Source organism: Acidaminobacter hydrogenoformans DSM 2784 (assembly GCF_900103005.1).
Classification (GTDB): Bacteria; Bacillota; Clostridia; order Peptostreptococcales; family Acidaminobacteraceae; genus Acidaminobacter; species Acidaminobacter hydrogenoformans.
In genome coordinates, this window is record NZ_FMWL01000018.1 from 53,771 (window position 1) to 76,180 (window position 22,410).

Sequence of the window (22,410 nt, forward strand, 5' to 3'; positions counted from 1 at the left end):
GCATTATAGATCCATCAGAACGGATTAATCCATAGACTTTAGTTATAAGCCACCAAGCCAAAGCAGACCTATAGCTTTGGCTTGTTTTAATAGATAATAAAAATTGAATCTCGTAGAAAAACGCTGACGATCTAATTAAAACCTTTCAATTGTTAGGATTATGCTAATTTCCTCCAAAAAAAATGAATCGACATTATTCGACCTTTCCTAAGCTCGTATAACTATGCTATAGTATTAGAGGCGAACAAATGTTGTATACATAACACAATTTAATCCCGTTAGGTAAACTGTTGGAAACTTCAGGACACAAAGCTAAAGGGACTTCCTCCGAAAGTGGAAAAGTCAGCCAGTTGCAAGTTGTAGACGGCGGCAGAATGTGGCCGTTTTTTAGTGGAAATTTTCATAAATGTATTATATTTGAATTTTAACCAATTCGACATTCTTATAGGAATTTCGACACTCTAAATATTATATAATGGATTCAATACGCACTACACATACATAAAATATAAAATATGGACAATAGCTCCAGGAGGTACGACCATGAGAACGACGCGAAAATTATCCATAATGCTGCTTGATATAGGGTTTCTCTTTGCGTCTATGCTCGCAGCCATTGTACTAAAGGCTGACTTTGAAAGGTTATTTCATCTTTTTGAAAATGCTCCGCACTTCATTCTCCTGATGATTGGGATCAAACTCGTATTTTTAAAACTGCTGATGCTCTATGACAGCCTCTGGGAGCACGCCAGTGTCGACGAGTTGATTCGTATCGCGGTGTTCGGAGCGCTCAGCCACTTTACGGTGGTCGCCTTAGATCTATACATGGACGGCGAATTCAGCTATAAGAGTCTGCTGCTCATCTCATTCTTTGATGTAGTGCTCATAGGCGGCTTCAGAATGAGCTACCGGGTCTTGAGAAGACTCATGAGCCGGGCCTCAAACATCACTCAGAGCTATAAAAGTGTTTTAATCATTGGCGCAGGCCATACCGGCGGCATGACGGCAAGACATTTGTTGTCGGAGCCTCAGCGCCTTGGCTATCCCAAAGCTTTCATAGATGACGACCCTTTAAAAGAAGGGACGTTGGTCAGCGGCATTAAAGTTTTGGGCAACCGCTATGACATTTTAAGCGTGGTCAAGCGACAGAAAATTGACGAGATCATCCTGGCCATCCCAACGGTGCCCATGCAGGACCGAAGAGAAATCCTCTCTGAATGCAAGCGTACCGGTGTTAAGGTCAAGACGGTGCCATCCTTAGAAGAAATGATGGTAGACAACGTCGACTTGAAGAAGATCAGGGATGTTGAGATTGAGGACTTACTTGGCAGGGATGAGGTCAATTTGGATATGGCGGGGATCAAGGATTACCTCGAAGGTAAGACTGTACTCGTTACTGGGGGCGGGGGTTCCATAGGCTCTGAGCTCTGCAGACAGATCCTCAGATTTGCCCCTAAAAAGCTGATCATTTTAGACATCAATGAAAATGCTGTCTATGACTTGTCCAATGAACTGAAAGCCAGAGGCCTGGCGGGGGTTGATCTGGATACCGTAATAACCTCTGTCAGAGACCGAAAGGAGCTACAGAGGGCGTTTCAAACCTTGAAGCCTCAGGTGGTCTTCCACGCAGCGGCCCACAAGCATGTGCCTCTCATGGAGCGCAGCCCCCAGGAGGCCATTAAGAACAACGTCTTTGGTACCATGAATCTGGTGGACGCCGCACTTAAAAACGACGTGGAACGCTTCGTTCTAATCTCTACGGACAAAGCTGTCAACCCAACCAGCGTCATGGGGGTCAGCAAGCGGATCGCGGAAATGATCGTTCAGTCCGTGGAGTCCAACAAAACGATCTTCACGGCAGTACGCTTTGGGAATGTTCTGGGCTCAAACGGCAGCGTCATTCCTCTGTTTAAAAAGCAGATCCAGGCGGGGGGACCGGTGACGGTTACTCATAAGGATATGGTTCGCTACTTCATGACCATTCCAGAGGCCTCAAGACTGGTGCTGCAGGCTGGCGGCCTCGCAAAGGGCGGGGATGTCTTCGTCCTGGATATGGGCGAGCCGGTGAGAATCCTGAACCTGGCAGAAGACTTAATTCGACTTTCCGGCCTTGAGCCTTATAAAGATATCGAGATTGAGTTTACAGGTCTAAGACCTGGGGAAAAGCTCTTCGAGGAGTTGCTGACTTCAGAGGAATCCGTTGAGAGTAAAACCAAGCATGAAAAGATCTTTGTGGGCAAGCCTGGCAGAGTGGAGTATGCCATTTTACTGAAGCGCCTCGTGCTGTTAAAGGAACTGGCAGAAGGCGGGGATCAGGAAGCGCTCCTCGAGATGCTGGCTTCGCTGGTGACGTCCTATCAGAGGGATAACAGGGAGATCAATAAGGCGTTCCTCGAGAATGGGTGTACGGCGCTGATTAAGGAAATGAAGTCGCGAAAGCTGGCAATGTCATAGATTATGAGGCGAAAATAATTTAATCAATAAACGAGGAGAAATATTTTCGATGTATGATTTCAATTCACATCTTTTTCCACATATTCCTGGAGATAATGGCTCTAAAAGTTATGATATGGCTTATCGTATGGCAAAACAAACTGTCTCGGCGGGATTTAACCATGTTTTATCTACCTCTCGCTTTGTCGCTGGTGAGCCATTCGGTAAGCGCGAGGATTTACAGGCTGTGGCAAGAACTTTGTCGAAGTTTCTCAGAGGAAAAGGTATGGAACTAGAAATCGTCCCAGCACACAAAGCATATTTGAACCCTGAACTGCTTCAACATATTATGAACCGGGAAGTGGCCTTGTTAGCAAATCGATATCTCTTAGCCGAACTGCCAAAAACCGGTCAGATAGGGGAAGCCCTATCTCTGATCACAGAACTCTCAGAGAAGAATATTGATGTGGTGATTACAGATCCGGAACAGTGTTCTGCTATTATAGAAAACCCTAAGTTGGCCGTGGCACTAATTGAGCGTGGTGCTTATCTACAGCTCAATCTCAACAGCCTAAAACATCCCAGGTCCAGAGTTTTCAAGACTTCAAAAACCCTGTTAAATAATCAAATGTATCACTTTATTGGAACTGACGCCAATAGTGATACGGACTGCTCACCATTGGTTCATAACGAACTTGAGATTTTAATAAATATGGTAAGTCGCAGCTATTTTGACCAAATTTCAAAGTCGAATCCACAGCGTGCATTTATAGGGGGGACTGTGGAAAATAATCACGACAGTTCCTGGACGTCATTCGATAGAAAGTTAATTCAGCCAGCGAAGCATTCGTTATGGCAGAGACTTGGGGCGGCAATTTTTGCGCAGGAGTTTGAGTCGTTTTAGATGCTCTTTAAAAGTTAAACTATGACCTTTCCGTCTACCTGACAGATGCTGAGGACGCGGTCGTCGAAGTGCTGTCAAATGTTCAGCCACTGGTGTCTTTACCCCTTGGGAGCTTTAAGCTCAACCTGCATACGGTTGGCGCGTACTATTACAATGAAGCTACCGGGACCTGGGAATATGTCAGAAGCCGTGTCGTTGGAGACCGTTTGGTCTTCAGCGCGCCACACCTCAGCACCTATGGCGTTCTCCAGAAAAATGTCGTCTTTATGGATATGACCCAGCACTGGGCAAAAACAGTGATTGAAGAGCTCGCCGTGAAAGGGATTGTTTCCGGCAGAGCTTTGACAGAGTATGAGCCAAATGGTACTATTACAAGGGCGGAATTTGCTACAATCCTCGTCCAAGCCCTTCAGCTGAAAGGCGACGTTAAAGTCACCTTCAATGACGTCTATGCCAGCGACTGGTATTACGAGTATGTGAATGTGGCAGCCCTCCATGGCCTCGTCAGCGGTGTAGGTGGCGGCAAATTTGCGCCAAATGAGAACATCACCCGCCAGGATATGGCGATCATGATTGTGAAAGCTTATGAGAAGCTGCTGGGCACGTCCGTGAAAGGTGTCCCTGTAGAGATCAAGGATCTGCCGATGGTGAGTGCCTATGCGAAGGATCGTGTGCTGGCGGCCCGGTTTAATCAGCTGATTGGCGGGTATCCGGATGGGACATTTAAGCCTATGAATAACGCCACGCGTGCGGAGGCGGGGCAGATGGTGGGGAATTTGATTTCGAAACAATAAATAGTAGGAAGAAAGCGTGTTTTGGTAAGGTGTGGAATTAAGGGATGAAGAGATTTAAGAGATAAAGAGATTTAAGAGATGTAAGAGATAAAGAGATTAACGAAGGTGCGGAAGCCCTTTGGGGCTTCCGTTCAATAAATAAAGTTGAAACTTGTGTTAAGGGGTTTAGAGTCATATATAATAAGTGAGAAAGGTGCGAAAGCCTAAAGGCTTTCGTCCAATTAAAAAGTGAAAGCCTGACGGCTTTCACAAAGGAATATAGATGTGAGCTCCTTCGGAGCTTCCGCTTGGAAGTGGGTAGGATTTACAGCTGAATTATATTTCGTGATTTAGCTGATGTTGCTCAAATGAGAAGCGGAACTGCTTTTGCGGTTCCGCTTTTTCTAAATAGTGACAAAAAATTAAACAAAAATCCTGTGTTTTAGAAATAAAAAAAGCAGGTTATTCACCTGCTGCTTTGATCAGTTCTATGCATTCCGGGCACAAATGTTTGCCTTTGAAGGTAATGATTTTTGACATTTCATCACAGAAAGCGCAGTGAGGTTCATACTTCCGTAAGAGAATAAACTCGCCTTCTGTAAAGATTTCAATGGGATCGTTGGTTTCGTAGGATTTCATTCTTCTGAGTTCCATTGGTATAACGACACGGCCTAATGAGTCTAATCTGCGAACAATACCTGTCGATTTGATATGGATCATCCTTTCAATTAAGATAAGTACATTTTACGACAAAATTGGTTGTATGACAATGGGAAAAATTAAAATGTTTTGAATTGTTTGAAAATAAAGGAGTAAGGTCCTAATGACTTCGAATGTATATAAAATCAGAGACATTTGCCGAAGAAACCTTGTCAAGTATACATTAGAAACCCTTTCCTTAATTCCTGGTATCGATGATTTCTCAGTGCTTGATATGGGCTGCGGGACCGGGGAATCCGTCCTGGCTTTACTTGGAAACCTCAAGTGCAGAGTAGTTGCAATAGATTCAGACACAGGGTGTGTATCCACACTCAACGAGAAAGTGAATGTATTGAGATTAGAAAACAGAATCAAAGTGATTCATGGTTCTGTGTTTGACCAAAATCTGATTTACGAGCAGTTTGATCTCGTGATGGCAGAGGGTTTGCTTAACATTATTGGATTCGAGACTGGTTTGGCTCTTATGTTGAAATACCTGAAGCAAAGTGGCGTATTGTTGATTCATGATCAATTGGAGAACGACGAAGAAAAAAGAATACTGTTTAAAAAGTATGCACTAAAGGTTATCAGCACATTGGAATTAAATGAAACCATATGGTGGAATGAATATTATGGTTGCCTTGAAAGCTACTTAAGTACAGGTGAGGTATCTTCATTTACGAAGGAAATTAATGAGATCAGTGAATATAAAAAGAATCCGGAGAAGAATAGGTCTATTATTTATCTGTTGGGTTATGGGAATTTGAGAACCATTGATAATCGCAGGAATTTGGAAATGAGCAAAGGGTGAACAGAACTGTTGATTTAGTTTGATTTTGTAATTGAGTAATTGTGAAATTGGAGACTTTTAGAATTGGGTTTTTTGAGCGACGTGAGTATGATAAAAGAATATGAATAACAAAAATGGAACAAAAAAGAAAATTCACTAAAAATGTACAAACAATTTAGCTTCATTGAGTATGTGAAATAAGGAACAAAAAATCAAAATGTCGTGGTGAACAAACGTTCTCACACGACGGACAGCGCGCGGTTAACATAATGCTGTAAAAAATTTTCGACGTGAGTATGGTGAAAGGATAAAGAGGGTCTATCCCAGTTAAATCAACAGTTCCAACAGAAAAGCAAAAATGTATATTTTGATGCTTCACTAATATAGATAGGAATACAGCTCAGATGAGCACAACACACATAAATTTGAAATCAAGAAGGTGCTAAAACAAGCACCTCTATACAATACATAAACTTTAGATAAGGAAGGATGACGGTAATATGGCTGAGAATACATCTAACAAAAAGATATGGCTTGCTTCACCTCATATGAGCGATGAAGGATATGAAATGCAATATATACAAGAAGCATTCGATACAAACTGGGTAGCACCACTTGGCCCGAATGTAAATGAGTTTGAGAAAGAGCTTGCTGCTAAAGTTGGTTCAAAACATGCTGCAGCTATGACGTCAGGTACAGGAGCCATTCATCTAGCTCTTAAATCAGCTGGTGTTGGTGAAGGTGATGTTGTATTATGTCCAACTCTAACTTTTTCTGCTACAGCCAATCCAATCATCTATCAGAACGCTACGCCTGTCTTTATTGACAGTGATTACGAATCATGGAATATGGATCCTAAAGCACTAGAGGCAGCCTTTGAGAAGTATGGTGATAAGGTGAAGGCTGTTTTAGTTGTGCATTTATATGGTCTGTCGGCTGACATGGACAAGATCATGGAGATTTGCAGTAAGTATGATGTAACAGTTATTGAAGATGCAGCTGAGTCATTAGGAGCTTATTATAAAGGAAAACATACTGGAACCTTCGGTGAATTTGGGGTGTTCTCGTTTAACGGGAACAAGATTATCACTACTTCTGGTGGTGGAATGTTAGTTTCTGATGATGAAGAGAAGATTAAGAAAGTTAGATTCTGGTCTACCCAATCAAGAGATGCAGCAAGGCACTACCAACATAGCGAATTAGGGTTTAATTATCGCATGAGCAATGTCGTTGCTGGTATCGGGAGAGGGCAGCTTAAGGTATTAGACCAGAGAGTGGCTAAGAAGAAATATATCTTTGATTTTTATAAGAGAGAACTTGGTCAATTAGATGGTGTAGAATTTATGCCTATCAACGACTGGAATGAGCCGAACTACTGGTTGAGTGTGATGACGTTGAAGGGTTCAGTAAGATCTCTTGATGTCATGGAAGCGTTAGAGAAAGAGAATATTGAATCAAGGCCTGTCTGGAAGCCGATGCACATGCAGCCGTTCTTTGCTAAGTATGACTATGTTGGTGGAGATGTGAGTGAGAAGTTGTTTGAGAATGGTATATGTTTACCATCTGATACGAAGATGACAGATGAAGATCTTGAGAGAATTTGTGGGATTATAAAGGGACTGTGGTCTAAATAAGAAGTAGGTGCAGATAGATGCAGAGTGAAGTGAAGGAAGAAGCTAAAGTGAATAAAGGAATATACAGAAGATTTCTTAAAAGACCAATGGATTTCATTTTGTCCTTGATAGCAATTATCGTTTTAAGTCCGGTTCTTATAATCGTGGGTGTATTAGTAGGATTTAAGCTCGGTAGTCCTGTATTGTTTAAGCAGAAAAGACCTGGGCTGAATGAGAAGATTTTTACCATGTATAAGTTCAGAACAATGACAGACGAGAAGGGTGAGAATGGGGAGCTGCTTCCAGACAGTGTTAGATTAACAAAGTTTGGGAGGATTCTAAGATCTACAAGTATAGATGAACTTCCGGAGCTGTTCAATATCCTGAAAGGGGATATGAGTATTGTTGGGCCGAGGCCGTTACTGGAAAGGTACTTACCATATTACACTGATACTGAAAAGTTAAGACATACTGTAAGGCCAGGATTATCAGGACTGGCACAGATTAACGGTAGAAATAATCTCAACTGGGACAGTAGATTAGGGCTTGATGTTGAGTATATACAAGATATAACTTTTTCTTTAGATTTAAAAATTATTTTAAAGACATTTTATAAAGCAATTAAAAGAGAAGACATTACAGTTGTAGACCAAGCAACATTAAAAGACTTACATGTTGAAAGGAGTGAAAATGATGGAGATAAAAACCTTACAACATGATGATTTTTTTGAGAATATAACTGCACTAAAGGATCTTTTAATATCATCATATGAAACCAATTTTAACATTTCTAGAGAATTATGCAGTGTTACTGTAGATTCGAAGATTCAAGAGTTAGGGCAGTATGTTAAGTTGGAAAAAGCTACTTTGTTTGGTGCGTTTAATGAAGGTGTTATGGTAGGTTTTGTCTGGTGTTATGTTCATGATTATTTTGGTGAAAACCGACTTCACGTTAATCAGATTGTTATTGGTAAGAAGTATAGAGGACAGGGTATAGCGAAAGAATTATTAAATCATACAGAAAAATATGCTACTGAATTGAATATCAAAACAATAGACTTATTTGTTACTGAAGGAAATATTACAGCCGTAAAGATGTATGAAGATTTAGGATATGTAACTGAAAGAAGATATTTGAAAAAGAGTATTTAGGAGGAACCAAATGTTAGAAATTGTCAATATAGATGAATCCGACAAATGGGACTCAATGGTAAAGAGCTTTAGCAATTATGATGTTTACTATCTGTCAGGATATACAAAGGCTTTTAAATTACATGGAGATGGAGAACCCACACTCATCTACTATCATGATGAAGAAATTCGCGCCATTAATGTTGTTATGATTCGCGATATAGCAGAGGATAAAAGGTTTAAAGATAAAATTGAGTCTAAAAGTTTATTTGATATTACAACTCCATATGGATATGGTGGATTCATAATTGAAGGTATTCCAAATGATAATAATTTAAAAAAATTTAATGAAGAATACTCCGATTATTGTCGCTCAAAGAATATAATTAGCGAGTTTTTACGTTTCCACCCGATTCTTAAAAATTCTAAGATAAATAGTGAAATTTATGAAGTTATAGATTTAGGCAAGACCATCACAATGGATTTGATTTCCAAAGAACAGATTTGGAATGATCTGAGCAGCAAGAATAGGAATGTAATCAGAAAAGCCATTAAGTCGGGTGTGGAAATTTATTGGGGTAGAAGCCCAGAACTTATAGATGAATTTATTCCTTTATATAACGCAACTATGAACAAGGACGATGCTACTGATTATTACTATTTCAATAAAGAGTTTTATAAAAGCGTGCTTGAAGACCTCAGATACAACAATTTGATTTTTTATGCCTTGTATGATCAAAAGGTTATTTCAATGTCTATGATTCTATTTGGTAAGGATAATATGCATTATCACTTATCAGCCTCAGACAGAGAGTACCAGAGTCTAGCATCAACAAATTTACTTTTGTATGAGGCTGCATGTTGGGGCTGTGAGAACGGGTATAAGTCATTCCATTTAGGAGGAGGCTTAGGCAGTAAGGAAGACAGTTTATTTAAGTTCAAGAAGGCGTTCAATAAGAATTCTGAGACGTATTTTTCAATAGGAAGGAAGATTTTTGATCAAGAGAAATATGATGAATTGATAGAAATTCGACTTCAGGAAGAAGACTTTGACACAAAGACTACATTTTTTCCAAAGTATAGGAAGTGATGACATACTATCGCTTTAAACTAATATTGGGAGTTATTGATAATGAAAAAAAACATTTGGATATGGAATCATTATGCTACAAACATGATTGAAGATAAAGCTGGTCGACATTATTGGCTAGCAGAAAACTTAATAGTAAACGGATATAATCCTACGATATTCTGTGCTTCCACCCTACATAATACAGATGGGAATATTGATACAGAGGGGAATATATTTACAAAAGAAGAATCTGGAGATGTCCCGTTTGTGATTGTAAAAACTCCTAAGTATTCAGGAAATGGAAAGAAAAGAATTATTAACATGATTTCTTTCTACAAGAATTTATTCCCAACGGCTAAGAAGTATGCAAACGAACATGGAAAACCAGATGTGATTCTTGCTTCGAGTGTACATCCGCTTACTTTAGTAGCCGGCATTAAGATGGCTAAGAAACTTGGAGTTCCTTGTATTTGTGAAGTGAGAGATTTGTGGCCTGAGAGTATTGTTGCTTATGGAAGTTTGAAAAAGAATAGTGTTGTTGCTAAAATTTTATACCTTGGAGAGAAATGGATATATAGGAATGCCGATTCCGTTATCATGACTTGGGAAGGTGGAAAGCAATATATCATTGATCAAGGATGGGATAACCAAATTGATTTGAATAAAATACAACACATAAGTAATGGAGTCATAATTGATTCTTTTGATAAAAACAGCCAATATAATAAAATTTTAGATTCGGACTTAGAAGATAAAAATTATAAGAATTTAGTATATGCAGGGTCTATTAGAAGGGTGAATAATCTAGGACTTTTATTAGATGCTGCGAAGATAATCCAAGAGTATGATAAAAAGGTTAGGTTTTTAATTTATGGATCAGGTGATGAAAAAGAAATGCTTGAGAATAGATGTAAAGAAGAGGGCATAAGCAACGTAATTTTCAAAGGTAGAGTTGATAAGAAGATGGTCCCTTCAATTTTGACAAGGTCTTACGCAAATATTTTGCACAATTCGAGTACTTCACTTGATAAATACGGGCAAAGCCAGAATAAATTTTTTGAGTACTTAGCAGCAGGTAGACTCATAATACAAACTTATACAACGGGATATAGCATATTAGAAAAATATAATTGCGGAGTAAGTGCTATTAAGCAGCAACCTAAAGATATAGCAGAAATTATACTCGAAGCATGTAAAGATAATGAAAAAGCTGAACAAGTGGGTGCGAACGCAAGAAAGGCAGCTTACGAATTTGACTTTGCTAACTTAACGAAAAAGCTAATTGAAATCATTGAAAATGTATAATAAGGAGCGTATATTATTATGAAATTGTATGACAAAATCTTAGAGAAAAAAGAGAAAATCTCAGTAGTTGGTCTTGGTTATGTTGGTATGCCTATAGCAGTAGCATTTGCTAAAAGGGTCAATGTAATAGGATTCGATTTCAATAAAAAGAAAATCGATTTATATAAATCTGGAATTGACCCAACAAATGAAGTTGGTAATGATGAAATCAAGAAGACAACTGTTGAGTTCTCAGCTGATGAAACTAAATTAAGAGAAGCAAAATTCCACATCGTAGCTGTTCCGACACCTATTAATTCAGACAAAACGCCGGATCTTTCTCCTGTAGAAGGGGCAAGTAGAATCGTAGGACGCAATTTGACTGTTGGTTCAATCGTTGTTTATGAATCAACTGTATATCCTGGTGTTACAGAAGATATTTGTGTACCAATATTAGAAGAAGAGTCAGGACTAAAATGTGGGATTGATTTTAAGATTGGATACTCACCAGAAAGAATTAATCCAGGAGATAAAGTACATAGGCTTGAGAATATCATAAAGATAGTTTCGGGTATGGACGAAGAAAGCCTGGATGAAATAGTTAAAGTTTATGAGTTAGTTATTGAAGTTGGAGTCCACAGAGCAAGCTCTATTAAAGTTGCTGAAGCCGCTAAAGTAGTAGAGAATAGCCAACGCGATATAAATATCGCCTTTATGAATGAACTCGCCATGGTGTTCGATCGTATGGGTATTGACACAAAAGAAGTTGTTGATGCGATGAACACAAAATGGAATGCACTTGGATTCACTCCGGGTCTTGTCGGAGGCCATTGCATTGGAGTTGATCCATATTACTTTGTATATGAAGCAGAAAAATTAGGTTATCACAGCCAGATAATTTTATCAGGCAGAAAAATAAATGATGGCATGGGTAAGTTTGTTGCAGATTCGATCATAAAGAAACTCATATTGGCAAATAAAGTTGTAAGACAAGCCAAAGTTCTGATTCTAGGGGTAACATTCAAAGAGAATACTCCAGATACCAGAAACTCTAAGGTTGTAGATATTATTGATAGTCTTAGGGAATATGGTATTGAGCCGATTGTGGTTGATCCGGAAGCTGATGCTGATGAGGCTAAACATGAGTATGGTATTGATTTGGTAGATATTAATGATGTTGAAGATGTTGACTGTCTAGTGTTAGCAGTAGCTCATGATACGTTCAAACAAATGAGTTGGGATGATATTGATAGTTTGTATGGAGAATTTGATAATAGTGAAAAAATAATTATTGATGTAAAGAGTATTTTAGATAGAAAAGAGATTATAGACAGAGGATATAGTTATTGGAGATTATAATAGAAAAGAGGAATTCTGGCATGAAAACACTTCATATTAATTCATATTATTGCGGGAGTAAGTTTTATAGAAACTTATACGATCAACAAGTAAATACCGGACTAGATATAAGTGTTTTTGTGCCAACTGCATCTTCGTTAGAAAATATTGACGACTTCGGAAAATATACAACTATTAGTGTGAATCATTCAAGATACGATAGGTTAATTTTTCACATAAAACACACTAAAATACTAAAGGATATTATAAAGAAATATGACATAAAAAAATACACATTAATTCATGCTCACTCTTTATTTTCTAATGGATATGTTGCCATGAAACTTAAAAAAAAATATGGGATTCCATATATTGTGGCAGTACGCAATACAGATGTTAATACTTTCTTTAAGAGAATGATCCATCTTAGAAGAATGGGAATTGATATAATAAAAAATGCAAATGGTATTATTTTCTTGTCTAAATGCTATAGAGATGAGGTAATTGAAAAATATATACCAAAAGAAATGAAGGAATTGATTATTAACAAGACATGGATTATACCAAATGGTATAGATGATTTTTGGATGGAAAATAGAATAAGCATAAGAAAAAAACCTGATATTAACGATTTAAAACTGCTCTACGTAGGTGTAGTAAATAAGAATAAAAATATTCTAACAACCAGTAAGGCAATTGAGCATCTACGAACGCAAGGAATTAAAGCAAGACTGACTGTTGTTGGACGAATTGATGATTATTCAATATATGATCAGATTAAAGAATTAGACTATGTTGACTATATAGAACCAAAACCGAGAAATGAACTAATAGAAATTTATCGTCAAAATGATATTTTTATAATGCCATCAATTCATGAAAGTTTTGGATTAGTTTATGCTGAAGCTATGAGTCAAGGGTTGCCAGTCATTTATACTAGAAGTCAAGGTTTTGACGGTCAATTTGAAGAAGGTGTAGTGGGTTTTAGTGTGAATTGTTACGATTCTAAAGAATTAGCTGCAAAAATAATTCGTACTATTGATAATTATAGCGAATTGTCAATGAATTGTACAAATCTGGTATCTAGATTTGATTGGAATTATATAAATAAGATTTATTTATCATGCTACAGATATATAATCAATAATAAGGAGTTAACTCATGATAAGGACTAGATGGAAAGTTAATAATATAGTTTTATTTATAGTGCTTTTTATGTCAATTCTACCTTTTATAAATATTGGGTCTTTTGGTGTACCAGTATTGTATTTACTAACTCCATTAGTAGGAGTTATATTTTTGCTTGTAATATTTGGAAAGATGAAAATTCCACCTGTTACGAAGCATTTAATTGTTATATGCCTACTAATTATAACTGAGGTATTTATTTCTACATTCCATGGTACAATTATTGCTTTTAATAGATTTATTTTTCCAACTGATTCAATACAGTACGTTACAAGATTCTTATTTTTTATTGCTTTTATAGCATTATTTTACAGAAGATATTTTGATGAACAAAAATTCGTTAAATATTTTTTAATTGTAATGAATATTGGCATGCTTATCGGAGTTCTACAATGGGTACCTTGGCCTGGGAGAGAGCTATTTGTAAAAGCATATCCATTTACGAAAGCAGATATTCAACTAGCTCAATTATCTAGAGAGTTATATTCAATTCGTGTTCACGGTATAGCACAGTTTGCGACTGCTAATGGAGGATTAGCCACATTCTTTTTTGTTTTCGGATATTCTGTATATAAATACTACAAAGAACACAAGTACCTTTCAATATGTTTAATGATTTTATCAGTAATTAATGTAATTGCAAGTCAGGCAAGAGCTGGAATATTATCATTAGTATCTGCAATTATAATTTTTTATATAGTTGATATTTATATAAGTCGAAAAAGTTTGAAACCGACTTTATCTATCGCAACAGTAATAGTGTTGTTATATTTTGGAGTTGTTTATTTATATAATCAAGGTAATCCGATAATAAATAAAATGATTTATAGGTGGACTGTATTGTTTGAAACAAGCGGGGGTGCAAGAATATTACAAATACAGAATTCTTTAAGCATGTTAAATACATTCGGAGACTATTTATGGGGCATATCTAGAGCCGTTCAAAGTCATAGTGGAATAGGATTTCATATTGAAGTAGAACCTATTAATATTTTTGTTCTATACGGATTAATTGGGTTCATACTCCAATACTCTCTGGTTTTGTTTCTATTAGTATATTTCATGAAGAATTTTAGAAAAGTAAAAGAAAGTAGAACAGTTCAATCTTTGACCGTTGCTTCATTTGTGGGGCTTTTTAGTTATCAAATATTTTCTGTTGGATATTTTTTCTTTAGAGAAATTAGAATTGGATTGTTCCCTTGGTTACTCATGGGGACAGCATTAGGTGTAATCGAAAGATACAAGCGTTATGGAGGGATTAGATGAAAAAAAAAATTAATAGCATTTGTATAATCACTGGCTCATATCCAACTCCTTTAAATCCAGTAAGTACATTTGTTGACCAGTTGGTTTCTACGTGGGCAGATCAAGGTGTTAATTGTTTTGTAATTAATCCTAGAAGTCTAAATAAAAGTTTTAGTCAAACTAGAAAAGAAGATAATCAACGTGAATGGATACGAACAACTAATAAAGGAAATAAAGTAATGGTTTATTCGCCAAGGTTTCTGTCCTGTTCAAATAAGAATGTTTTGGGATTTAATTCAGGTATTCTAACTTATAAAAATTATCGCAAAGCTGTAGAAAAAGAATTGCACAGATTGAATATGGAACCGGATGTTTTATATGGTCATTTTATTTCACCTTCAGGTATGACAGCAGCTAATCTTGGTAAAAAATACTCAATTCCATCATTTTTAGCTTTTGGTGAAAGTTCATCAGAGCTATACGAATATATTGGGTTAAAAAGGATTTCAAAAGAACTTGAAAATTTATGTGGTGTAGTATCCGTGTCAAGTGAAAATAGAAATAGACTTTTAAATCAAAGTATTGTTGAGGAGGATAAGATTGAAGTTTTTCCAAATTCAATTGACAATTCTACTTTCTACAAAAGAGATAAAAAAGAAATGAGAAAAAAATTTGGATATAATGAAGCCGATTTTATTGTTGCTTTTGTAGGCCATTACAGCCATAGGAAAGGGTCTTTAAGATTATCTGAGGCAATAGCTTCTATAGCAGATGTTAAATCTATTTTTATTGGTGATGGAAATGAGCAGCCTATCTGTGATGGAATTTTGCATACTGGAAGAGTTGCGCACGACATAATACCAGAAATGTTAAGTGCTGCAGATATCTTTGTCTTACCTACATTAAATGAAGGTTGCTGTAATGCAATAATTGAAGCGATGGCATGTGGTTTGCCTATTGTTTCATCTGCTGATTCATTCAATGATGATATATTACACGATGATAATTCAATAAGAATAGATCCAATGGATGTAAATCAAATTAGAGATGCTATAATTACTCTCAAAAATGATGAGGAACTTAGAAACAAAATGTCATACGCTTCATTAAATCATGCAAGATCGTTAGACATTAATAATAGAGCAAAGAACATTGTTAATTTTATGCTGAGAAAGATTAATGAAAGATAAGGTAAAACAAATGAATTCAAATATGAATTGTATTTTTTTTTCTATAAAATTATGATTCTAAATACTGTATATTAATTATAAATTAACAAATAATCAACAATTAGCCATGAAAGGTAGAAGATGAAATGCCGATATTTGGAAATCCGTACATTGTGTCAGTCTTTACGAAGGTGAATATGGTATTGTTCTCCTTTGTTGGTTCAATATTAATCAATAGGTTTTTAGGTCCATCGTTAAAAGGAGAATATTCCTATTTAATGAATTATGTAAGTATTTTTTCATTAGTAATGACATTAAGTATCACTAAAGCGTTACCATATTTTATGAAAAAATATGGAGATAGAATACTAAAACAATTCATTAATTTCATTTATTTACAGGTAGCATTTTATTTACTAATATCGCTTTTAGTTTTTTTTGTTTTTGGTAACAAGACACTTCTTCTAATCTTTGTATTTAGTTCATTTAGCCAGTTTTATCAACAAATTAGTTTTATTGCAATGTTACAAAATATTAATTTAAAAAATTTGTTAAGTTTAGTTGACTTGTCTATTTATACTATTACTCTATTTTTGGTGTTTTTTTTAAGCGATAATAATAAATTGGATATCATGTACAGTCTATATGCTTTTAAGTTAGTTTTATCAGTAGCAATGTATATTATAGCATTCAAAATTTATCCTAATAGCGCAGGAGTTGATCTAACGAAATTTAAGGAAATTTTTATTTTTTCAATATTTCCAACAATATCAAGTTTGTTAATTACATTTAATTATAAAATTGATGTCATAATTCTAAAGAGTTTTGAAGACTTTACTCAAATAGGTCTTTATAGTTTGGGAGTAACGATTGCAGGTATGCTTTGGGTTATTCCAGATGCGTTTAAAGATGTGCTTTTTAATAAAACTGCAAAAAATGATGCATTAAATCACATAACTTTTTCAATAAAGTTCAATGTATTCTTTAGTTTTATTATAATTTTAGGATTTACTGTATTTGGAAAGACATTTATTTCTACAGTATATGGAGCTGATTTTGAAGGGGCTACTCTTGTAACTATGCTATTGCTTATTGGAAATATCTCAATGATTTTTTTCAAAATGATAAATACTTTATACATTGCTAGAGGAATGCAAAAAAAAGCCATGTTCATTTTGGCTATATCTGTTTTTTCAAATATCGTTCTGAATTACATATTAATTCCATTGCACGGAATAAATGGAGCTGCATTCGCTTCAGTTCTATCTTATTCACTCTGCGGACTAATTTTTTTATATACTTTTATGTCAAGTTATAACTTGAAAGTAAAAGATGTATTTCTATTTAATAAAAATGAATTAGATCAGTTTAAATTATTGTCAAGGAGGAAAAGATGAGAAGAATTAAGAGAATTTTTCATGTTGTTTTTACACCCAGCATAAACTCAGTAAAATTATGTGATTTAGCTATTTTGCTAAGTGAAAGGGGTTATAAATTTCTATCTTTATTAGTAAAAAATAGACTTATATCAAAGTATGGCATACATTTAGGGGCAAACACAAAAATTGGAAAAAATTTTTCGCTTCCACATCCCCAAGGTATAATTATTGGCAGAAATGCGGTAGTAGGAGATAATTGTACAATATATCATAATGTAACATTAGGTACAAAACATAGTGTTATGAGAGAAAAGATTGAATATCCTACTATAGGAAATAATGTTACTATTTATACAGGGGCAGTATTAATAGGTGGAATAACTGTCGGTGATAATACAATAATTGGAGCTAATTCTTTGGTGATGACAAATCTAGATTCCAATTCGGTTTATGTCGGAAATCCATTAAGAAAGATTGAATCAAACCACGGAGGTTATCATTAATGAAAATATTAGTAACTGGTGCAGCCGGCTTTATCGGATTTCACCTTTCAAAGAAATTACTTAATGATTCCTATCAAATAATAGGAATTGATAACTTGAACGACTATTATGATCCAAGCCTCAAGCAGTCTAGGCTTGAGATTTTAGGAAAATTCAATAGCTTCAATTTTCATAAAGTAGATTTAAAAGACAAGGCAGCTGTTGATTATATCTTCGAAACCTACCAGCCTACTCACGTCATAAACTTAGCGGCTCAAGCAGGAGTGCGGTACTCCATTGAGAATCCCTATGCTTATGTGGATTCTAACCTGACTGGATTTATGAATATCTTAGAAGCTTGTAGAAATTATCCTGTGGAGCATCTACTTTATGCTTCTTCTAGCTCTGTCTATGGTGGCAATAAGGTAGCACCATTCTCTACGAATCATAATGTAGACCATCCAGTTTCCCTTTATGCTGCTACGAAGAAATCAAATGAATTGATGGCGCATACTTACAGTCATTTGTATGGTATTCCTACCACAGGTCTTAGATTTTTCACGGTTTACGGCCCATATGGAAGACCAGATATGGCTTACTTCTCATTCACAAAAGACATCTTGGCCGGCAAACCTATCAAAGTGTTTAACCATGGAAAGATGGAAAGAGACTTCACTTATATTGATGACATTGTAGAAGGTATCGTTAAGCTAATTGATAAAGCTCCTGTTGCTAATAAAGATTGGGATGAAAGTAAGGACGATTTAAGTACAAGCTTTGCGCCATATAAAATATATAACATTGGTAATAACAACCCGGTACAGCTCATGAGATTCATTAATGCTTTAGAGTCAGCACTTGGAAAAGAAGCTGAAAAAGTATACATGGATATGCAACCAGGGGATGTACTTAGAACTTATGCTGACGTAAGTGATTTAGAAAGAGATATTAACTTTAAGCCATCTACGAGTATCGAGGATGGCCTCAAGAAGTTTGTTGAATGGTATGAAGAATATTATAAAGTAGAGAAGTAAATCTCTGAACCGGGAATAGGGCAAATGATAATGAAAGCCACTATTGAATACAAATGGAGGTCTTCGAGTCTAAGATTTTATAGAAGTGAAAAGGGGGAATGTACACCATGAAAATAACAATTGCCGGAACAGGCTACGTTGGTCTGTCTAATGCCATACTTTTAGCGCAGCACAATGAGGTAACAGCGCTGGATATAATCAAAGAGAAAGTTGACATGATAAACAATAAAAAGTCTCCAATAATTGATCCTGAAATTGAAGAGTATATAGCAACAAAAGATCTCAACTTAATTGCGACCACAGATAATTTTGAGGCTTATAAAGACGCAGAGTATGTCATCATTTCAACACCAACTAATTATGATCCAGAGAAGAACTACTTCAACACAAGAACTGTTGAAGCGGTAATTGCAAATGTATTATCAATCAATCCAGATGCTGTAATGGTAATTAAATCTACAGTGCCTGTTGGATACACAGAGAAGGTAAGAGAAATGTTTGATACTGAGAACATCATCTTCTCGCCAGAGTTTTTAAGAGAAGGAAAAGCTTTATATGACAATCTTTACCCATCAAGAATTGTAGTGGGGGAGCAATCTGAAAGAGCTAAAGTGTTCGCTGAACTGCTAGCTCAAGGCGCAATCAAGAAGGACATTCCTATTCTTTATACAGATTCAACAGAAGCAGAAGCTATCAAACTTTTTGCTAATACTTACCTTGCGCTACGTGTTGCATACTTCAATGAACTTGATTCCTATGCTGAAGTAAGAGGTCTTAATACTAAACAGATCATCGAGGGTGTAGGCCTTGATCCACGTATTGGTACTCACTACAACAATCCTTCGTTTGGTTATGGTGGTTACTGCTTGCCAAAGGATACAAAGCAGTTACTGGCTAATTACCAGGACGTGCCTCAAAACGTGATGTCTGCGATAGTAGATGCAAATAGAACGAGAAAAGACCATATCGCTGACATGATTATTAAAAGACAGCCTAAAATTGTAGGAATATACAGACTTACCATGAAGATGGATTCTGATAACTTTAGACAGTCTGCAATTCAAGGTGTTATGAAAAGAATAAAGGCTAAAGGTATCGAGGTAGTGGTATTTGAGCCTGCACTTCATGAAGATGAATTCTACCATTCACGAGTAATCAAAGACTTTGATGAATTCAAGAAAATCTCTGATGTTATCGTTGCTAATAGATTATCTGACGAGATTAAAGATGTAGTGGATAAGGTCTACACAAGAGATTTATTTAGTAGAGATTAATGTACAAGACTTGATCCCAACCATCCCCAACTCCCCAAGATCCTATTCCTCTACATAAGTAAATTTTGGGAATCTTATATGAGGCTTAGCTCTAATAAGGGTTATATACGAAGTGAGCTCAATCTGGTTGATAGGTAGTAATTCTGGTTGACATCCCAGATAAGTAGTGAGGGTAACACCAGGATGTGCTGTGATGGTAAACATCCCAGATAAGCAGTGATGGTAACTTTTCAGATTAGTAGTGATTCTGGTTGATATCCATAATCAGTTAGACACCATGATTAGTAGTGAAAAAGAACGGGCATTTTTAGTTGCAGAGATGTCCGTTTTTTCAGAAGATGAGTTTACAGAATATTTTGTTGATGGGTGAAATGAAAGGTAAGCGATCAATAATTGCATGGATTTAAAATAGTACTTCGCCATGAGACAATAGGTTAAAACAAAGTACTTTGATAGTCAGCAAAGCGACTTGGTGGACTATCAAAGTGTCGAAAGGATGAAAACCTATGACTATGCGAAGTGTCCAGCACGAAATGCATAAGACAAAGTGGCGCACTTTAATCAATGAGCACAAACGAAGCGGTTTGAGCGTCAAGTCTTGGTGTAATGATCAGGGTATTCGAGAAGCACAGTACTACTATTGGTTAAGAATCATTCGTGAGGAATCACTTGTCCAGGCGGGTACGCTGGCAATCACAAATCCAAATCGCTTTGTGGAACTTAAGCCAGAGATCACGGATCAATCCAATACCCACAGCCAGCTTTGCGCCAAAATCAAGTTATACAACGGTATGGAAATGGACATATACAACGGCGCTGACGAGCAGACGCTGAAGTCTTTAATTCGGCTGGTAGACAGCAAATGTTAATCCGCTTTCCTGAAGACATTCGTATCTATGTGGCCTGCGGCTATACGGACATGAGAAAACAGATTGATGGCCTTTCAGCCATAGTTCAAGCCAATTTCCAGCTGGACCCCTTTTCAAAATCACTCTTTTTGTTTTGTGGTCGAAAAAGAGACCGGATGAAGGTACTTTTGTGGGAAGGAGACGGCTTTCTCCTCCTGTACAAACGGCTGGAGAATGGCATCTACCAGTGGCCCAAAACCATGGAAGATGTCCGTGAGATCACCGCACAGCAATACCGTTGGCTTATGGAAGGCCTTACGATCGACCAGAAAAAAGTAATAAAAACAGTGGAAAATAAACAGATCATTTAATCCTCGAAAGCCAGAAATATCAAGGCTTTCGAGGATTATTTTATAGGTTTAAACCCCTGCCTATGATATAATATACATAGCATCACAATACTGAAAAAGGGGGGCTTGGTCATGACTGCAGCAACGAATGATACTGTACTTTTGAATATCATCAGACAGCAAAGCGAAACCATTGCCGCCCTTCAAAAAAGCTTGGATCAAATGAACGAAGAGTCTAAATTGCTAAGAGAGCAGATTGATTATCTGACAAAAAAGCTCTTCGGAAGAAAAAGTGAAAAAACGGATGTGATCTCTGGGCAGATCGTTCTGGAGGAAGTTGTCTTCGGTCAATTTAACGAGGCCGAAGAACACATGGATCCAGGTGAGGTAGAGATCTTAATCACAAAGAAGCCCTCGCGAAAAGGCTACTCCCGGGAAAAAGCTATGGCTGGCATTCCTGAGGAGGATCGTTTTTATAGATTGGCAGAGGAAGAATGCGTCTGTGAATTCGATGGGGATCATCTGCATTCCATAGGAAAAAAGTACATGCGAACAGAGATAGAGTATCAACCAGCGACAATGAAGCTGGTTCACTTATACCAGGAAAGTAGAGAGTGCAGGACATGCCGCAGTCAGGGACGGGACTACATCATAACGATCAAGGGACCAGCCCCGGTTTTGCCGCACTCCATGGCCTCTGCATCAAGTGTAGCCTGGACAATGTATCAAAAATATGTGAATCATGTGCCTTTATACCGCCAGGAGAAGGACTGGAAAAATCTCGGTTTGGAACTGAAGCGCAGTACGCTGTCCAACTGGATTATAAAAACCTCAGAGTCTTGGCTGGCACCAATGGTGGACCGACTTAGAGAGAAACTTCTTGAGCAAAACTACCTGCATGCTGACGAGACAACCCTTCAGGTGTTGAAGGAAGCGGGACGCACAGCTCAAAGCAAATCTTACATGTGGGTATTTGCCACTGGAGAGACCAGTCGGGCACCGATACGGATCTTCCGTTATAATGCCGGTCGAAATGGAAAGGTCGCTGCAGACTTTCTTGGAGACTACAAGGGGTACCTACATACAGATGGGTATTCTGGGTATGGCAAAGTGGAGGGAATCTCCCGGTGCGCCTGCTGGAGTCGTGTAAGGCGCTATTTTGTGGATGCGCTGCCGAAAGACAGCAAAAATCCGGAATCCACATTGCCTAAGATTGGGATTGCCTATTGCAATAAGCTTTTCGATATAGAGAGCGACCTCAAAGCGCTAAGTCCTGAAGACAGAAAAACTAAACGCCTTGAACTGGAATTGCCGGTTCTGGAGGCCTTTTGGTCGTGGGTTGAAGACACATTGCCGAAAGTACTCTCGAAATCCAAGATTGGCAAGGCACTTCAATATGCCCTC

Annotated in this window: 21 protein-coding genes and 1 riboswitch; of the genes, 20 read left to right on the top strand and 1 reads right to left on the bottom strand. The window is 37.0% G+C overall.

Features of this window, described 5'->3' with window-relative positions; all coding sequences use genetic code 11:
- Positions 1-271 precede the first annotated feature (271 nt).
- Positions 272-358: riboswitch (cyclic di-GMP riboswitch) on the top strand.
- 185 nt (positions 359-543) lie between these two features.
- The 3 genes from BLP63_RS13600 to BLP63_RS13610 all read left to right on the top strand — a co-directional run bounded on the left by BLP63_RS13600 (position 544) and on the right by BLP63_RS13610 (position 4,131).
- Complete coding sequence (locus BLP63_RS13600; RefSeq protein ID WP_092592480.1) at positions 544-2,454, top strand: polysaccharide biosynthesis protein; 1,911 nt, start codon at positions 544-546, stop codon at positions 2,452-2,454.
- A gap of 49 nt (positions 2,455-2,503) precedes the next feature.
- Complete coding sequence (locus BLP63_RS13605) at positions 2,504-3,337, top strand: CpsB/CapC family capsule biosynthesis tyrosine phosphatase (protein WP_092592482.1); 834 nt, start codon at positions 2,504-2,506, stop codon at positions 3,335-3,337.
- A gap of 68 nt (positions 3,338-3,405) precedes the next feature.
- A complete protein-coding gene (locus tag BLP63_RS13610; RefSeq protein ID WP_092592484.1) occupies positions 3,406-4,131 on the top strand; it encodes an S-layer homology domain-containing protein in 726 nt (241 codons plus the stop codon).
- A 441-nt stretch (positions 4,132-4,572) separates the two neighbouring features.
- On the opposite strand, the gene BLP63_RS13615 is transcribed toward BLP63_RS13610, so the two are convergent.
- Positions 4,573-4,749, bottom strand: coding sequence for a hypothetical protein (locus tag BLP63_RS13615; RefSeq protein ID WP_330387167.1), 177 nt, complete (start codon positions 4,747-4,749; stop codon positions 4,573-4,575).
- A 184-nt stretch (positions 4,750-4,933) separates the two neighbouring features.
- Here BLP63_RS13615 and BLP63_RS13620 point away from each other — a divergent pair, with 184 nt between their 5' ends.
- The 17 genes from BLP63_RS13620 to tnpC form a co-directional block, all read left to right on the top strand.
- Complete coding sequence (locus BLP63_RS13620; protein WP_092592486.1) at positions 4,934-5,620, top strand: SAM-dependent methyltransferase; 687 nt, start codon at positions 4,934-4,936, stop codon at positions 5,618-5,620.
- A gap of 479 nt (positions 5,621-6,099) precedes the next feature.
- A complete protein-coding gene (locus BLP63_RS13625; RefSeq protein WP_092592488.1) occupies positions 6,100-7,233 on the top strand; it encodes a DegT/DnrJ/EryC1/StrS family aminotransferase in 1,134 nt (377 codons plus the stop codon).
- 17 nt (positions 7,234-7,250) lie between these two features.
- Positions 7,251-7,931: a sugar transferase gene (locus BLP63_RS13630; protein WP_092592490.1), complete on the top strand. Its 681-nt coding sequence runs from the start codon at positions 7,251-7,253 to the stop codon at positions 7,929-7,931.
- Positions 7,906-8,364, top strand: coding sequence for a GNAT family N-acetyltransferase (locus BLP63_RS13635; protein WP_170829462.1), 459 nt, complete (start codon positions 7,906-7,908; stop codon positions 8,362-8,364). The genes BLP63_RS13630 and BLP63_RS13635 overlap by 26 nt, the downstream gene beginning before the upstream one ends.
- Positions 8,365-8,374: 10 nt before the next feature.
- Positions 8,375-9,433: a lipid II:glycine glycyltransferase FemX gene (locus BLP63_RS13640; protein WP_092592494.1), complete on the top strand. Its 1,059-nt coding sequence runs from the start codon at positions 8,375-8,377 to the stop codon at positions 9,431-9,433.
- A 42-nt stretch (positions 9,434-9,475) separates the two neighbouring features.
- The gene (locus tag BLP63_RS13645) at positions 9,476-10,720 is read left to right on the top strand and encodes a glycosyltransferase family 4 protein (protein ID WP_092592496.1); all 1,245 of its coding nucleotides are present in this window, start codon (positions 9,476-9,478) and stop codon (positions 10,718-10,720) included.
- A gap of 18 nt (positions 10,721-10,738) precedes the next feature.
- The gene (locus tag BLP63_RS13650) at positions 10,739-12,058 is read left to right on the top strand and encodes a nucleotide sugar dehydrogenase (protein ID WP_092592498.1); all 1,320 of its coding nucleotides are present in this window, start codon (positions 10,739-10,741) and stop codon (positions 12,056-12,058) included.
- Between the two features lie 20 nt (positions 12,059-12,078).
- Entirely contained in the window at positions 12,079-13,212 is a 1,134-nt protein-coding gene (locus BLP63_RS13655; RefSeq protein ID WP_092592500.1) for a glycosyltransferase family 4 protein, read from the top strand.
- Positions 13,199-14,491: an O-antigen ligase family protein gene (locus tag BLP63_RS13660; RefSeq protein ID WP_092592503.1), complete on the top strand. Its 1,293-nt coding sequence runs from the start codon at positions 13,199-13,201 to the stop codon at positions 14,489-14,491. Before BLP63_RS13655 ends, BLP63_RS13660 begins: the two co-directional genes overlap by 14 nt.
- Complete coding sequence (locus BLP63_RS13665; RefSeq protein WP_092592505.1) at positions 14,488-15,660, top strand: glycosyltransferase family 4 protein; 1,173 nt, start codon at positions 14,488-14,490, stop codon at positions 15,658-15,660. Before BLP63_RS13660 ends, BLP63_RS13665 begins: the two co-directional genes overlap by 4 nt.
- A gap of 176 nt (positions 15,661-15,836) precedes the next feature.
- A complete protein-coding gene (locus BLP63_RS13670; protein ID WP_242870922.1) occupies positions 15,837-17,036 on the top strand; it encodes an oligosaccharide flippase family protein in 1,200 nt (399 codons plus the stop codon).
- Entirely contained in the window at positions 17,033-17,521 is a 489-nt protein-coding gene (locus tag BLP63_RS13675) for a serine O-acetyltransferase (protein ID WP_092592509.1), read from the top strand. Before BLP63_RS13670 ends, BLP63_RS13675 begins: the two co-directional genes overlap by 4 nt.
- On the top strand, positions 17,521-18,534 hold the full coding sequence (locus tag BLP63_RS13680) for an NAD-dependent epimerase (RefSeq protein ID WP_092592511.1): 1,014 nt from the start codon (positions 17,521-17,523) through the stop codon (positions 18,532-18,534). Before BLP63_RS13675 ends, BLP63_RS13680 begins: the two co-directional genes overlap by 1 nt.
- A gap of 107 nt (positions 18,535-18,641) precedes the next feature.
- Complete coding sequence (locus BLP63_RS13685) at positions 18,642-19,808, top strand: nucleotide sugar dehydrogenase (protein ID WP_092592513.1); 1,167 nt, start codon at positions 18,642-18,644, stop codon at positions 19,806-19,808.
- Between the two features lie 506 nt (positions 19,809-20,314).
- The gene (gene tnpA / locus BLP63_RS13690) at positions 20,315-20,677 is read left to right on the top strand and encodes an IS66 family insertion sequence element accessory protein TnpA (protein WP_092592515.1); all 363 of its coding nucleotides are present in this window, start codon (positions 20,315-20,317) and stop codon (positions 20,675-20,677) included.
- Positions 20,671-21,027 carry an IS66 family insertion sequence element accessory protein TnpB gene (gene tnpB, locus BLP63_RS13695; protein WP_092592517.1) on the top strand — a complete coding sequence of 119 codons (357 nt, stop codon included), beginning with the start codon at positions 20,671-20,673 and terminating at the stop codon, positions 21,025-21,027. Before tnpA ends, tnpB begins: the two co-directional genes overlap by 7 nt.
- A gap of 111 nt (positions 21,028-21,138) precedes the next feature.
- Positions 21,139-22,410, top strand: a 1,272-nt coding sequence (gene tnpC, locus BLP63_RS13700; RefSeq protein WP_092592519.1) for an IS66 family transposase, incomplete at its 3' end; no start/stop codon positions are given.